This window comes from Pseudomonadota bacterium, assembly GCA_026390555.1.
Lineage (GTDB): Bacteria > Bdellovibrionota_C > UBA2361 > UBA2361 > OMII01 > OMII01.
On sequence record JAPLFS010000034.1, the window covers coordinates 20,374 to 36,119 of the forward strand.

At 48.4% G+C, this 15,746-nt stretch carries 10 protein-coding genes and 1 pseudogene; 8 read left to right on the plus strand and 3 right to left on the minus strand.

All coding sequences use genetic code 11. The features are described from left to right. Positions 1-97: 97 nt before the first annotated feature. From NTV65_04635 to NTV65_04655, 5 genes are all read left to right on the plus strand, one after another. A complete protein-coding gene (locus NTV65_04635; protein ID MCX6114491.1) occupies positions 98-676 on the plus strand; it encodes a hypothetical protein in 579 nt (192 codons plus the stop codon). Next, positions 676-1,221, plus strand: coding sequence for a hypothetical protein (locus NTV65_04640; protein MCX6114492.1), 546 nt, complete (start codon positions 676-678; stop codon positions 1,219-1,221). The genes NTV65_04635 and NTV65_04640 overlap by 1 nt, the downstream gene beginning before the upstream one ends. A gap of 124 nt (positions 1,222-1,345) precedes the next feature. Further along, positions 1,346-2,824, plus strand: coding sequence for a hypothetical protein (locus NTV65_04645; protein ID MCX6114493.1), 1,479 nt, complete (start codon positions 1,346-1,348; stop codon positions 2,822-2,824). 395 nt (positions 2,825-3,219) lie between these two features. Beyond that, the gene (locus NTV65_04650; protein ID MCX6114494.1) at positions 3,220-3,621 is read left to right on the plus strand and encodes a fasciclin domain-containing protein; all 402 of its coding nucleotides are present in this window, start codon (positions 3,220-3,222) and stop codon (positions 3,619-3,621) included. 84 nt (positions 3,622-3,705) lie between these two features. Beyond that, entirely contained in the window at positions 3,706-4,269 is a 564-nt protein-coding gene (locus tag NTV65_04655) for a glutathione peroxidase (protein MCX6114495.1), read from the plus strand. Positions 4,270-4,540: 271 nt separating this feature from the next. Here the strand turns inward: NTV65_04655 and NTV65_04660 are convergent. Continuing rightward, positions 4,541-5,799 (minus strand): annotated as a pseudogene (locus tag NTV65_04660) (deoxyribodipyrimidine photo-lyase). Between the two features lie 238 nt (positions 5,800-6,037). After that, positions 6,038-8,221, minus strand: coding sequence for an alpha-glucosidase (locus NTV65_04665; GenBank protein ID MCX6114496.1), 2,184 nt, complete (start codon positions 8,219-8,221; stop codon positions 6,038-6,040). A 339-nt stretch (positions 8,222-8,560) separates the two neighbouring features. On the opposite strand from NTV65_04665, the gene NTV65_04670 reads away from it, so the two are divergent. Next, positions 8,561-10,702 (plus strand): RNB domain-containing ribonuclease, encoded by a 2,142-nt coding sequence (locus tag NTV65_04670; GenBank protein MCX6114497.1) that lies wholly within the window; start codon positions 8,561-8,563, stop codon positions 10,700-10,702. Between the two features lie 12 nt (positions 10,703-10,714). Here NTV65_04670 and NTV65_04675 read toward each other — a convergent pair whose 3' ends face one another. Then, positions 10,715-12,742, minus strand: a complete 2,028-nt coding sequence (locus tag NTV65_04675; GenBank protein ID MCX6114498.1) for an ABC transporter ATP-binding protein — start codon at positions 12,740-12,742, stop codon at positions 10,715-10,717. Positions 12,743-13,059: 317 nt separating this feature from the next. Here NTV65_04675 and NTV65_04680 point away from each other — a divergent pair, with 317 nt between their 5' ends. Both NTV65_04680 and NTV65_04685 read left to right on the plus strand, forming a co-directional pair. Then, on the plus strand, positions 13,060-14,496 hold the full coding sequence (locus tag NTV65_04680) for a hypothetical protein (GenBank protein MCX6114499.1): 1,437 nt from the start codon (positions 13,060-13,062) through the stop codon (positions 14,494-14,496). Positions 14,497-14,568: 72 nt separating this feature from the next. Then, positions 14,569-15,744, plus strand: a complete 1,176-nt coding sequence (locus NTV65_04685) for a PEGA domain-containing protein (GenBank protein ID MCX6114500.1) — start codon at positions 14,569-14,571, stop codon at positions 15,742-15,744. Positions 15,745-15,746: the final 2 nt, after the last annotated feature.

Here is a 15,746-nt window from a genome sequence, read left to right on the forward strand (position 1 = left end):
TATGCCTTGATTCAGCAACTTACTGAAATAGTTGCGAAATTATTTGCCTATTGCATCGTATGTGGTACTATATAATATACACTAATGGTATGTTAATATGATCCACTTCTACCTCCCATTTGCAGCGCTAAGGCGCACCAAGAGGCTTTCAGAGCGTGCGCTCGTCGCTGCCTCTGGGCTCTCAAGAGGAGCTGTGCGGCAGTTGTTGCGACCTGAGCAGGGTAACGCAACCGTGGGTTCCATATCGCAACTAGCTAACTGTTTCGAGGCTGATGTAGAGGTGCTGCTTGCGCCCAAGCAGCAAGAGATCTTTTCAGAATATTCAACTATAGCCGCGGCACTTAAAATAGAGCGTGATGGCTTCGACACATGGAAGATACACCTCTTTGACCTTGTGGATGAATTCCACCGCACGCTCGATCCAAGATTGTTAATGCTTCCACCGCACCGCACGTTTGATCGAGCACTCACAGCCCTACTTGCGTCGCTTGTACGAGACCTGTGTGAAAGGAATGAGATCTCCACTCCAACCTGGGCTGCTAGGGGATATTTTCTACCGACTCCATGGTTTGTATCGGAGATGCAGTCGCTTAAAGCCAGCGCTTTGCTTGAGTCGCCGCTATCATACCGCGCAAATAATATCTTTGTTCTCGATAATTTTTTGATGAGGGCGTAATGTTAACCAAGGATCGAATTATACGACTTATGGAGCTCCTGAATGAGGCTCTGCAAAAACGTGGAGAGATCGGAGAGATCGGCCTAGTAGGCGGAGCCGTCATGTGTTTGGTATACAATACGCGCGCTGCTACCAAGGACGTTGATGCGATCTTCGAGCCCGCAGTCACCTTACGAGCAATTGCAGCGCAGATAGCCGCGAGTGAATCTCTTCCGCCAGATTGGCTCAACGATGCTGCAAAGGGATTTATATTGCCCGGCTTCGCGCAGCAGGAGGTCCTATCGTTATCAAACTTGCGAGTGTGGGCTCCAGAGCCGCGTTACATGTTGGCGATGAAATGCATTAGTGCGCGCTGGGACACCTCAGATCGAGATGATGTAATTTTTTTGATTCACCTGTTGAAGCTTACAAAGGCTAGTGAGGTCTTTGATATTATAGAGCGCTACTATCCAAAGAATCTGGTTCCCCCTAAAACCCAATTTTTTATCGAGGAGATCCTTGAGGGAGTTGGGAGCTCCGTCGCAAGCGCCTCAGATATCGACTAATACCACCTAATTCGCCCCAAAAATAACAGCTAAAGAGGCAGGTGTAGCCGTGCTGCACTAAATTTGATTACAACATGAAGTCCGTTTATTCTTTAATAGACAGCGCCTTAAGGAGACCTTCTCTATGTCGATCCAGGAATCAAAGCCAGCATCAGATCAAGCGCCAACATGCCATGTCCTGTATCCGTTTCAGATCTCCACATCGCAAGGGGGTCTTTTCAGTGCAGCACAGGTAACGGGCAATGCCAGCTTGCCGGATCCATTTCAAAAACTTGTATTTCATTCAGCCGACACAGAGCCATTAATGCTTGGCAGGCGAGAGGTGCGCCCGGTAACAAACGACGGCAAGTCACTTCCATTTGATCCATGGTTTCGACAGGATTTTCTCTTGCAACACCTACAGGCTTACACAGAGATGATCCCTGCCTGGATGGCGCGTGAGATCTATCGCGATCACTCAATAGCTAACCCCGGTTCAATTGAGTACCTAAGTGAATTTTTTAAAAAACACCCCGTCGATCTCGCACTTGATGAGGCCCATAGCGCACGCTTCGGCTCTGCACTTCATGCGATGAAAGCTGGCGATGTGGTAAGTATTCAGGGGCCGGTATGGTTTATGCCGTTCATTCGTGAGAACTCTCAGAAGATGCGCGATATCGGGGTGCGGCACGTTCAATTCGAGCACCAACTCATACCGGAGAAGCTTGATCAGACCCTGCTCGGTCAGCGGCTTCTGCCCTGCTATCAGCAGGCGGATGTACTCTTCTTTCACACCTCTGTGTACGCCGATCGATTGGCAAACATGCTTAAGGGGCCACTACCTGAGATGCTAACGGTGGATCTCGGTATCGATAAAGCGTGGGTCGATCAAGCTCTGGCGCGGATATCACAACCGGGGCACATTCAAGCTTGGAAGAAATTAACCGAACAGCAGCAGGAGTTGATAACCGCAGTCTTTCAGGCAAAAGAGTCGATCACACACCGCTTTATATGCTTTGATCGTCTGGATCCGATGAAGGGCACGCACACCGTTATCGCAGGTATAAAGATGTTCCTAGATGAGGCGCGCCAAATTGAGGGAGAAGGGTACAGAGACCGCTATCAATTTGCGTCGATCCATGAGCTTCTCAACGTTGATAACTATGCGGAGATGTCGCCGAAAAATCAGTATATACGGGTGTGCAAGGAGTTGTACGCTGATCTTCAGCGTGAGCATCCTGGCATGTTGTATATCAGTGATTCATTCACTAACCAGCACGGTCATCGAGATATCCTTCCAGTAATGATTCGTGGTAGCACCGTTTTGGCGCTGCACGGGCAGGATGGTCTAGGGCTTTCAGCTCTTGAGGGCGCCTACATCAACCGAAACGAGGACGTTGGATTGATAGTTGGGGACCAAGCTGGATGTTATCTTGAGGCCGATAAGCGCGGATTCGGAAAGCTTGTACACGGTGTGGAGGCTGGTAACCCGGTTGCTGTTAAAGACGCTATTCGGCAGGTCGTTCAACTAAGAGAGCGTGCACCAGGGCTCTTGGCCGAAAACAACTCCAGTTTTGCGCGCGGATACGTTATCCCTCGCACGGGCACGATGGCCCTTACTTAGAGCGATAGAACAGATCGATAGCTATTCATCCGAGTCTTTTGAGCAGCTTAGCGGCCATGCTCTCAAATCTGGTTTTTAAGGGTTAACCGGAATCAAAGCGGGAGCAGGTAACGGGAAGCGATTCACGTTCTCGTGCAGGGGTTTTCCATCTAATGTACCCAAACTTATCGGTGAGGAACCCTAACAACTTATCAGCAACTTATGAGTCTCCCTCACAAGCGCCCATGTGGGGCCGAGAAACAGTTGATAGCACTGAGCAAAGACTATCTGCTCAAAGAAATAGAGCCTTCATGCAGTCCTAATGCCTAACATTAATTTAATGATCAAAACAGTGTGCTCTGGAAACCAACATGTAAATATTTTATTGTGTTGATTAAATAAAATAAGGAACTTTTATGAAAGATATAGTTGATACAGCAGTTGCGGCAGGTTCGTTTAAAACATTAGTGGCAGCAGTTACAGCAGCTGGTTTAGTAGAGACCCTGAAAGGAAACGGTCCTTTCACAGTTTTTGCACCTACTGATGAGGCGTTTGCAAAGCTACCTAAGGGAACCGTAGAAGCACTTTTGGCTGATATTCCAAAACTGACCTCTATTTTAACCTACCATGTGGTCTCCGGTAAAGTTACTGCTGGTCAAGTAGTTGAACTTTCTGAGGCAAAGACCATTCAGGGAAGTATGGTAAAAATAGATGCATCAGATGGAGTTATGATAAATAATTCTACAGTAGTTACTGCTGATGTGATGGCTAGCAATGGAGTAATTCACGTAATCGATACGGTATTAATTCCTGCTTAGTTATCTGTTTTTAACCTTTACCAGGTAGAGAGGCACAGCTGAACTGGCTCTCTTTTTTTTATGCTTATGGCACCTTCTTTTCGTATGTTAAAACCTTTCTTAGCGCTTGTTTCTGCCTATGTACTGCAAACCCCGCAGTTAGCGTATGCCGAGGTGCCTACGGCAAAATCACTGTTTGAGTTGTCTGCCACGGATGTGAGTGGAGTTATACGGTCTCTTAGTGAATATCGCGGCAAGGTTGCTTTGGTAGTTAACACTGCATCTAATTGCGGCTTTACGTCACAGTACAGAGGGCTTGAAGAATTGTACAATCGTTATCGAGATCGTGGGTTTATTGTCCTTGCGTTTCCTAGTAACGACTTTGGGCAACAGGAGCCTGGTTCTAATGCAGAGATAAAAACGTTTTGTGAGTTAAAGTACAAAACTACATTTCCGGTTTTCGCCAAGGGTCCGGTGAAAGGAGCACAGAAGCAGCCAACGTATCACTTTCTCACAGAGCTATCAGCGAAGGATTTTCAGGGTGATCCAGGTTGGAACTTCGTTAAGTTCTTAGTCGATAAAAACGGCACTGTGGTGGACCGATTCTCTTCAGCGACGACACCAACAGATTCTGATATCACTGATAAAATCGAAGAGCTTCTAAAATAATCTTGGTAAGACAAAATACCGTTAGCTCAATTAGCTTTTATAAAGTAGCTGTGGTGCATTGTAGAGTTGTTCTTCAGAGCATTCTGTAGGGCTTGAGTTTGGCCTCTGTACGTTAGTAATTAGTCTGTACTAATTAGTCTGTGCAGATGAGCGAGAAGTTTAAATACATCCTCTGCGTTTTGCACACGGTAAGATACTAGTAAGTTCCGTCCACCCACACCGATGTAATCTGTGAGAATTGGGGGACGAATACAGAAGTGGTAGAACATCTTTAACTATTCTGAGATAAAGCCTCTTTATATGTTGCTAAGCACCTCTCTCTTGCAAATTTATGGTCTACAATAGGTTTTGGATATTTAAAGGGATCAGAAAACTCTGGCACCCATTTTTTAATGTATCTAAATTCCTTATCAAACTTTTTTTCCTGTTCATAAGGATTAAATATCCTAAAATATGGCGCAGCATCAACTCCACTGCCTGCCGCCCATTGCCAACCCCCAACATTACTGGATAGTTCAAAATCCAACAGCTTTCTAGCAAAATATCTCTCGCCCCAGCGCCAATCGATTAATAAATGTTTGGTTAAAAAGCTAGCCACAACCATTCTTATTCTATTGTGCATAAAACCCGTTGCGTTTAATTGGCGCATGCCAGCATCCACAATTGGGTAGCCAGTTTTACCTTCACACCAGGCCTTAAACTCGTCCTTGTTGTTACGCCATTTAATTAAATCATATTCTTTTCTAAAAGAGCTTTTTGCCGAGTATGGAAAATGTGCCAAAATAGAAAAATAGAAGTCTCTCCAAATCAACTCGCTTAACCAAACCTCACTTTTACCGAGAGAATTTTTCACTAAATCTCTAATGCTGATGGTTCCAAACCTTAAGTGAACGCTAATTTGAGATGTAGCTTCTTTTGATGGAAAATCACGATCAATTCCGTAATTTTCTAAAATATTCTGGTAAGATTGATCTGGGAAAACTAATAAGCTTTTCTCAAAATCCATCGTTTTTAAGCTAATGACAGACAAGTATTCTTTTTCTAAAAAGTTACTAAAATACTTTTCAGTTGGATAAGCTTCGTAATGGATAGGTTTTAATTTATCAAGCCAGCGTCTTTTATAAGGGGTAAAAACTACGTAAGGTTTACCGTCATCTTTTAATACCTCTCCTGCCTCAAATATACATTGGTCTTTATAGGTTTTAAATTCGATGCCTTTACATGATTAGTATAAACCTCTTTTACATCATATTCTTGTATTAGTTGCTCCCATATTTCATCAGGGTTGCCATATTTCACGAGTAATGAAGAGTTTAAAACTTTTAATTCCTCATTCATTCGCTCTAATTGCTGATGAATGAAAGTTACTCTTGCATCGTCTTTATCTTCTAACTTACTTAAAATGTTTTTATCAAATATAAAAAGTGGCAATACCTTTAATCCGCTTTTTAATGCTTGATATAAACCAGAATTATTATTTAAGCGAAGGTCTCTTCTAAACCAGAAAATAGTAATGGGCAGCTTATTCATAATTTTTATTTAATGCTTATTTTATTGTTAGAAATCTGAATTTAAAGCCTGTTTGTTTAATTTTATTTATGTCCATTTCTGTGGTCCTAAGCACAACCGTTCCAAGTTGTCCGGCATTTATCCGATGCTTTTTGAAACAACAATATCATCTGTTTTGCCAAGAGCCATAGGGTCAGATCTATAAGAGATGCTGCAGAGTTGCAAGAGAGGGTATACCGGCGCACCCAGGGCTTACGCCTTACCCAATAGGATACCGAAACGACAAGCTCTCTCGTTTGCCAGCTAAGTTCCAAAGCTCAAACTCAAGTGAGATCGGTCGTGGTCGTGCCGACTCAAAGGTGGCGCTACACGACCAGCTACCATCCTGCAGGGTTACCGAGCAGAGGAGCTTCGGATAACTCTTCCAGGAATCATAACGGGTCTCTCCATCATCGAGCAGTATTTCGCACTGCGCGGTTGAATCGGTAAATCCAAGTAGTCGGTAGTGGTGCTGAGGCTCCGCTGAGGTATGAAGCCCTGGGGTAGCCATAGGAATCAGGGCGCCAGCTCTAAGAAAGAGCGGAACCTCCTCTAGGGTCGCAGCAACAAAATGATCTCCACCTTGCTGAACTTGCTCTCCAGTCAAGCCTTGCTCCGTTCCTATCACCTTGAGCCATGGCCCGTTTGGCAGATATACGAGGCGGCCCTGCGTAGCAGCTTTGACAACCGGCGCTACTAGTAGCCACCGACCGCACAGGAACTGATCATCATCCAGCCGCTCTGCAGCCTCCTTGAACTCTAGAAAGAGCCCCCTGATGAAAGGCTCACAGTGTAAGGCGCTCTTAATAAACTCTGAGTACAGATAGGGCAGGAGCGCATAGCGCATCTTTATCGCAGCGCGACAATGCACGAGCGTCTTATCGTCAAAGGCCCAGGGCTCCTGATTTTTAGCCCACATCGCCGCATGATTACGAAAGAATGGGGTAAAGGCACTGAGCTGCGTCCAACGCACGAGCATCTCAGCGGTGCAGTCTCCGCTAAATCCTCCCGTATCTGCTCCGCAGAATAGAAAGCCCGAGAGGTTAAGCGAGATCAACATCTGGATGTTAAGTGAGAGGTGCTCCCACCACGAGTGGTTATCACCGGTCCATATCGCCGCATAGCGGTGCATTCCAGGGTAGCTGCTTCTTGAGAGGAGGAAATAGCGCTTTGTTGGATCATCAGCTAAGAGCGCATCAGCAACGGCCCGCGTCATCTGCGTTCCGAATAGGTTATGCACCTCACGGTTTACAACCTGCTGACCGTTAATAGTGTGTGTAAATTCGTTGTAATACTCCTCCTTATTGATAACGCCCTTATCCCAGAGCGTATTCGCCAACTGCTCACCAAAATCGTTGCGCTCATCAAAATGGCGTACCTTCTGTGCGAAATCCTTGAAAGCATCCGGTGTATAAAAGATGGAGGGTTCGTTCATGTCGTTCCAAAATCCGGCGATGCCCTGCTCTTTGAGTGGCTTATATAGGGCTCCCCACCAGGCGCGCACATCCGGGCGAAAGAAGTCAGGAAAAACAGAGGGGCCTGGCCAGACGGCTCCAACAAATGCCCCAGCCCCATCACTTCGACGACAAAAGAAGTCGCGCTTCATCCCCTCGTCATAGACCGAAAAGCCCGGCTCAGCTTTGACCCCAGGATCAAGTATTGAGATGAGCCGAATGCCCTGCTCTTTAAGCTCCATACTTAACTTGGGTAGGTCAGGAAAGCGCTCCTTATTAACCGTAAAAACCTTGTAATCTTGCATGTAGTGGATGTCCATGTGGATAACGTCACATGGAATATCGTGTTGCTGCATCTTTGCGGCTACCTCACGCACCGATCCCTCATCGGGATAACTCCACCGACTCTGGTGATAACCAAAGGCCCAACGGGGTGGAATATACGGGGTACCGGTAAGAGCTAGGTGCTTTGAAACTATATCCTGTACCGACTCGCCCTCAATAACCGTCAGATAGAACCCGGCTGTTGCAACGCGAATATCCAGGGTGTGCGGATCCAGCGCTCCAACATCAACCAATACCTCTCCTGGGGAATCGATAAATATGCCGAGCGGCTTATCACGCAGGATAATCATAAAGGGATGAGATCCGTACATCGAGCGCAGAGATGGAATGTGCGTTGGAGAGTCGGTGTTAAAGAGTCGAAACGACTGCCCACGGCAGTTGACGGGTCCGACGTGCTGCCCAAGACCGACCACCCCCTCCTGCTCCTCCAGAGCGATTGAAACACGGTAGCCCTGCGATCCGGTCTCTTGCACCAAAAAGCCGCAAGGCAACTGACCAGGGCGCCAGGCCCACGTCAGGGGTGAATTAACAAACGCCTCAGTTTGAAAGGGGTTCCCAAAGGAGAAAACAGAGGCGGATGAGATCGGGGTGGATACAGAGACCATGGTAGTTTCCTAAGAGAAAAGTAGGGGCAGTATCGCAGAGTGATAGAGATCAGATCAACTATAATAGGACCCCATAGAGCCTGTTTGACATTCCAGGACCCCTCACGCACAGTAGTATATAATGTATGAGGTAACTGTTTACTGGGTTAGCTCCTTATACGTTAGCCCCTATCAAGGGGCGAGTTTGCGGAGCAAACTGGGGAGAAAACAATAACTATTCACCCCTAAAATGAGCGTCCCCGTTCAGGGGACGTCAAGAAAGGGTGTCTTGAGGACAGATCGCAAGGTCGAATCCTTATTAATTACCAACAAGTTTATACTAGGGTGAATAGTTAACGTATGAGTATCTTTCCTAAGGGGTCCAGCAAGCCCACTACACAAAATCTAAAGAGCCAAGTTAGCGATTCGGTTATCGATACTAGAGTCGATAGCATAGTTGATAGTATAGTGCAGTTCGAAGATGACGGAGCCGTCATCCTTGCTGTTGTTACGGCGATCAAAAAAGACAAACGCACTATTCTTACAATTCGAGGGCGGGAGCTCGATCTCGCCCCACAGCGGCTCTACACCCTGCCAGGCGCAGCAGCATCTATTACAGGCAGCACAGCAGCTCGAATTGAGGCGTTGAAAGCGTTACAGGGGCGGATTGAGAGCGAGGCTGATGCGCTTAACGTTTCGGAGCTCTGGAGCTTCGTGCAGGATGATGTGCGTACGTACTCCGTTGCTGAGCTATGTAAGAGCTACTTTGGCTCTGATACGTTAGAGAAACATGCGGGGCTGCGCATAGCGCTGATTAGGGAGCGACTACACTTCAAACGTGATAAGGATCTTTTTGAGCCGCGCGTGGCTGCTGTTGTTGATGATCTTAAGTGTGCCGAGGAGGCCAAGAGAAAGAAGGCGCAGGTTAGAGAGATTACGGTTGAGTTTTTAGCCAAGCGAAAACAGGATAGCACGCTCCCTATTCCGCTTGAAATTAGAGATAATATTCAACTGCTAGAGGAGGTCGCCGCTGGTATTCAACATACCGAGCCTGCACGACAGAAGGAGGGCAAGGAGCTCGTGCACCTAGCTATGCAGCTTCTAAAACTCCCCGAAAATACCTCTCCCGAGAAACAGGCCTTTGAGATCCTATTGACGATTGGACATTTTGAGCGCGATACAAACCTCTCTTTTATCAGGCACCGTATTCCTGTCCAGCATGAGGCTCGCGCGGTGCTAGAGGGCGAAAGCCTGGTTATTCCAAGTGAGATAGCGGATTTCCCCGAGCATGAGCGATCGTTTCGTGAGGACCTTACCCGCTTGCGAGCAATAACTATTGATGACGTTTCTACCCAGGATATGGACGATGCGATCTCGCTCGAACAGACGCAGGACGGCTATCAGTTAGGGATTCATATCACCGATGTAGCATGGGCTGTGCTGCCAGAAACCTATCTAGATTTCGCCGCTAGAAGGCGTGCCACCTCTATCTACAGCGCCGATCAGACAGTTAATATGTTGCCGAGCGAGCTCTCTGAATCAAAGCTGAGCTTAAAGCAGGGGGCTGTTAGGCCAGCTCTTTCGGTGATCCTCTCAATGGATCGATCGTTTGAGGTACTGAGCTCGCGTATTACGCCTGCATTTATCAAGGCAGCCGAGCGTTATAGCTACGATCAGGTCGACCATCTACTAGAGCAGGGGGATAGCACCCTCTTGCTGCTGCACGACATAGCGGCAGCGTGTGAGGAGCGGCGCATTCGCAAGGGCGCAACACGTGTTCACAAGCGCGAGGTCGTGCCGTTTAAGGAAGAGGACGGCTCTATTCGCCTACTTGAGATCGAAGAGGACGGCCCCGCACGCATGCTTGTCTCAGAGATGATGGTATTGGCCAACTCGATTATGGCGCAGTTCGCGGCAACACACGGAATCCCAGTGCTCTTTAGAGGGCAGGAGCGAGCTGAGGGAGCCAAAGAGGGAGCCAAAGATGGAGCGACAGAGGAGCTTGTGCCGGAGGGGCCAGCCAAGGATTTCTCTGCTCGCACGAAGCTTAAAAAATCCAGCACATCATGTGAGCCCCGTTCGCATGCGGGACTTGGGCTTGATGCCTACATCCAGGCTACCTCACCGATCCGACGGTATATGGATCTCTGTCATCAGAGACAGTTTATCTCGTTCTTTAGAACATCAAAACCGTGGGTAACACGGCCTGAATTCGAGCTTATAGCGAAGGAGGTTGAGGGGCATCTACAGGCCGCAACGGTTGCGAGTCGTGAGACGAGGCGCTATTGGCTGCTGCGCTATCTTGAGCAACGTGAGCGTGGCAAGGCCATAGCTGGCACGGTCGTACGGCTTGATCTTAAAACCCCCCTAATTGAGCTTGATGAGATCTACATTACACTTTTTGCGCGAGTCCCTAAGGGAACAAAGCTAGGAGACCATGTATCACTTAAGATCTCAGCGATAGATCCGCACACTGAATATGTGCGGCTAGAGGCCGTATAGCCCTGGCCGAATTTAGAACTCCAGCGAGCCGCGCTTAGATTCGTCAAAATAGGCCTCGGCCTGTTTGCGGTACACGCGCGCATATTCACCACCGCTATTGAGTAGCGCCTGATGGCTTCCGATCTCCTTAATAGTGCCCCCTCCTAGCACGATAATCAGGTCACAGTTGCGCAGTTGATCGAGCTTATGAGTTACAAGCGCGAAGGTTCTTTCGCCGGGGAAGTTAAAGAGCGCGCGAGTTACCTCGATCTGCATATCTGGATCAAGCTTGGCGGTATGTTCGTCGAGTGAGCAGAATCTGGCCCCAGTTGCGATGGTGCGTGCAATACAGATCAGTTGTTGTTGCCCACCTGAGAAGCTCTTTCCATTTTCGAACTGTGCTCCACTAATGGTCTGAAGACCGAGCGGTTTATCATGAAATAGGATCTCTCGTATGCCGAGTTTGTCTATCACCTTAGCAGCCTGCATACCACCACACTCCGGCCTGACCCCTAGTTCGATGATCTCCTCAATTGAGAGTCCGGGAAATGACTCATAGTCCTGAGTTAGGTGGGCACCGAAGATACGGGTTGTTTTGAGGTCGTGACCACCAACCAGGACCCGGCCTGATGAGGGCTCAAGTCGCCCCGAAAGGAGTTTTATCAGGGTTGATTTACCCGCGCCGTTCTGACCGATGATTCCAACCTTTGAGCCGGCTGGAATAACGATCTGACCGGGAATTTGCAACGTATCTCGTTTTGAACCTGGGTAGCGTAGTTTAATATCCTCGAGCACGATCTCAGGGGCTTGATCCAGCACCTGAAATTGCTTGCCATCATGTAATTTTTTAGAGATGTCGAGCAGCTGATAGCGCAGAGAGGCGAACTCAAGCTTTGTAACCTGACGACTAAAAAGATCGGAGATAAAGTTAATCTCTCCCTTTATCGAATAGAGTGAGTATACCAGCCAGAGACAGATGGCCGGAGAGATCTCGCCCAAGACCGCTCCCATGACAACCCCTGCATACGATATGGCAGTTAAAGCTTCACACCCATAGTCAGAGAAGAGATCGTCGGCCAGGTTTTTAATCGTAGCAGCGCGCCGTAATGCATAGCTAGCGCGGCTCCACTCCATTACCTTGTCTACTAGGCGCTTTGAGGCTGAGAGTAAACTCAGATCGGTTAGGCCGCTATGGTTAAGTAGCGAGGTGCGCCCGTAGTTAATGCGTTGATCGAATGTTGAAGCTTCGTCCTCGGCCTCAATCGACCGCGCTGAGCAACGCACAGCGCAGCGATAGGCCAAGAATCCTCCGATAAAGGCAGGAACGGTCCATAGGCCATGACCACTCAAAAAAATCGCCCCTGTTGTTACCGCGAGTTCGATCGCCTGCTTGCTGCCCTGGAAGGTGCCCTCTACCAGGGCGCGAATGGAGTATTCGTTGCGCCTGATCTTTGTTAGGATTTTCTGAACATCACGGCGCTCGACTACCTCAGGAGAAAGGTTTGTAGTGGCGTTAAAGATAGACTCGGATAGATAGGGCTCGATCTTCTCAGTGTGTTTCTCGGAGGCCACGTCCTCTTTGAATTGAAAGTAACGGTATGTAACAGCGGTCGCAAGGCTGATCGCAAGCCAGGTGAAAACGGAGTTAATCGCCGCTGGGTTGTTGGCCACCTCGCCTGTCAGTCCGAGGGTTTGTGAAGTCGCATAGGAGCTGGCAACGATAGCAACTGCTCCAGCGGTGGTGTACGCAAGCCGCTTCGACCAGGTATCCTTTGTTTCATTCCACGCTTCTTTTATGCTGCGTAGATAGTCTTTAAAAAGGGAGCGGTCGCCGGTGCTCTTGATTAGTTGAGAGACGGCCTGTTCGGGTGCGGTTTGATGTGGTTGTAGCGATTCGGTTGTAGGGGGAGTTGATTGAGCAGGCTTTGGTAATTCAAGGTGCTCAATAGTATCACTGAGGCTCTTTGCAGTTATCCCGCTCCCCTGAGCTTCAGGGGGGGGGATCTGTGAGCGTTGCAGCGGCAATCCATCGTAGGGTGACGTTTGCTCGATTGAACTCATACCAGCGGCTAGCTCTGTATCTAAACAAGGTTTTAATCATTGGTGATACCATAGTAATAGGGTGAATGCGAGCATCTTTAGAGCTCGATTGGCATTAAGGGCAAGACATAATCTCCTTTGATATTAGATGGTTATAACGATACTATGGGGCTAATAAGCCTTCTATTGCCGATAGGTGCCAGTAGATTATTACCAGCTAGTGGGCATGTTATGGATTTATTTAGATCTAAGTTATCAAGGAACCATCGGATCTGAACGAGGTATATGAAGTGAATAAGATGAAACTTATACCTGAAGTAGGATAGGGGATGGGATTTATGATCAAGCTATCCAAGAAAAGCATCTCGCTATTATTAACTCTCTTGCTTGCAAATGGCTGTGCGGGCACCCTTCAAAAGGTCGTTGGTGCTGGTTCAGAGGTCCCAGGGCTAATGGAAGATCTGGCCGCAGGCGAAACGGTTACGGTAGATACCGTTCTGTCGAGCGATATCAATGGTGATGACGCTGTGCTCGCTCGCGCAGAACGTGGGCGCATTGCTCAGATACAGGGAGACTCTGTAGCGAGTGTGCCAGAATTTAAGGGTGCTATTGAAAAAATCAAGGAGCTTGAGGAGCGCGCAAAAATTAGTGCCAGCGATGTAGGCGCACACGGCGCAGCTTTAGTTATTAACGATAATCTGATCCCCTACGAGCCAGCAGGGTTTGAGAAGGTGCTTGTATACCATTTTCAAGCCCTCAACTACCTTATGCAGGGTAAACTTGAAGCTGCTGGTGTTGAGGTGCGACGAGCAAATGCTGAGCAGGTGCGTGCCTTAAAAGAGCATCAGCAGGAGCTTACCAAGGCAGAGGGGCAGGCCCGAGAGAAGGGATTCGCCACCTCTGATTTTGTTGCTGGAATTAATCAGAGTTTAGGTGACTCGCAAGCTGTAGCTGCTCTCGTAAAAAATTCATTCCAAAATGCCTATACCTTCTACATGTCAGCGGTCGTGCACGAGTTGATGAATGAGTCGAATGACGCCTATATAGACTATAAAAAAGCGTTGGAGATCGCCCCAGAGAATGGGTTTATTCAGCGTGATGTGGCGCGCTTAGCGAAGTCGCTCTCGATGACGGATGATATCAGTAAGTTTTCGAAGCGCTTTCCAGAGGCATTTGCTGCCGCAAAGGGGCGTGATAAGGCAAAGACAGAGGTTATCGTCTTATTTGAGGATGGCCTCGTGCCGGGCAAATCGTCGTTCTCTTTTCCGATCCCTATTCCGATTCCAGGCGCACCAGGGTTAACCACCGTTTCCATCCCGACGTTCGAAGCCTCGGTATCTCCGGTTTATCCAGTTATTCTTAAGGTGGGTGATATCGAGCTGGCACGCAGCCAAAGGATCTGTGCTATAGATGCCCTCGCTGTAAAGGCTTATGAGGAGAGCGCTCCCGCAATGATTACTCGTCAGGTAATCAGGGCCGCAATTAAAGGGGCGGCATCATCACTTGCCTCGCAGCACGGAGGTGAGTGGGGCGGAGTGGCGGTATCTGCATTCAATACAGTCACCGAAAATGCAGATATTCGCAGTTGGAGAAGCTTGCCCCAAAACGCACAGGTCCTCCGAGCTCAGGTCGATCCAGGGTCTACCATTGAACTGGTACATGAGGGATCTGGCGCGAGTGGATTGCTCGTGTTACCTAACGAGGCTGGTAAGAGGGTTGTCGTTCGCGCTACGTGCGTGGGCTCACGACTTTTCGTGCAGTATGTCGCCGATTAGAAGCCAGGTAGATAGAAAAAAGCTTTTTGACGGAAAAGAAATGCTTTAATATTTTTCTAAAAAGGAGACGCTATGGCTGTACGATTATGCAGGTATCTCGCGGCAGGTATCTTTTCAATGGTCGCCCCTCTCAATGTCTCTTTGGCCGAAGTCGAGCCGCCAAAGGGGCAGGGAGATGAATCTTTAATTCGAGCGGCCATCTTCGTGCAGAACAATGCGGGCGAAAAACTCGATGAGAGCGTCTCGATGTTTATAGACGTCCTCGGATCCCGTTTAGCAGACAAGGGGTTCTCTATCCTCGATTCCCACGACGTTATCGCGCGGTTTCAAGAGACGAAAAACAATGATGATAAGTTTGCTGGTGCCGTGGCGGATGCCGCTAAGCTAGTGAAGTTTGAAAAAACAGAAAGCTCTGTTGACCAGGTTCTTACGGGTGCTTCTGCTCTTCGAATTGCGCAAATGCTTGATGCTAATTATCTAATCGTTGCCACCCTTTCGTCGCTCGGAGAGGAGCGTAGGCGATTTACCGGGGAGGGGACGCTCTACAAGACCAACAACGAGGTCCTTATCCGCACTCTCCGCGTAAGCATCCGAGTGCTTGAGGGAAATCAAGGTGGCTCGGTGTACGGCGATACTCTTGCGGTGTCAAAAAAAATCGGATCCGTTGCGCAACTTGAGGTTGTAACTGACGACATGAATAACGCGCTGATCGATGAAGCGGCTCAGCAGATTGCGGACAATATATCAAAGAAGATCTCGAAGATTCGTGACGCTAAAGTTGAGACACTCTCGATGGCTGAACTTACGTTTACATCGAATATTGAGGGGGCAACCGTTGAAATCGATGGAGCTGTTTTGGGAACGGTCCCAGGGAGCTTTGCTGTTCGACCAGGCCTTCATCAAATCGCGGTGTCTAAGGAGTGGTACTCGACGTGGAGACGCACGATCAACGTGGTTCCAAACCAAGTAATCACTGTGGCGCTTGAGAGGTCAAAAGAAGGAGAAGTGCGACATGAGGAGGCGCTTCGTGTTGCTCGCCAGGACGAATTGACTCGTAAGCAGGCTGATGCTGCTATTGCAGTGGCGAAGGAGCAGAGCGGGGCTGATGCGTACGCCAAGAAAGCTGAGGCAGAAGGGAAAAAAGAGTATCTCCAAAACAGCTACTCAAAGATCGAGGGGAATATCGATAATCTGACCATCGAGCGGGAGCCCGACGCAGTTTTTAAGATTGAAGAGCAGGCCAAGTAGGA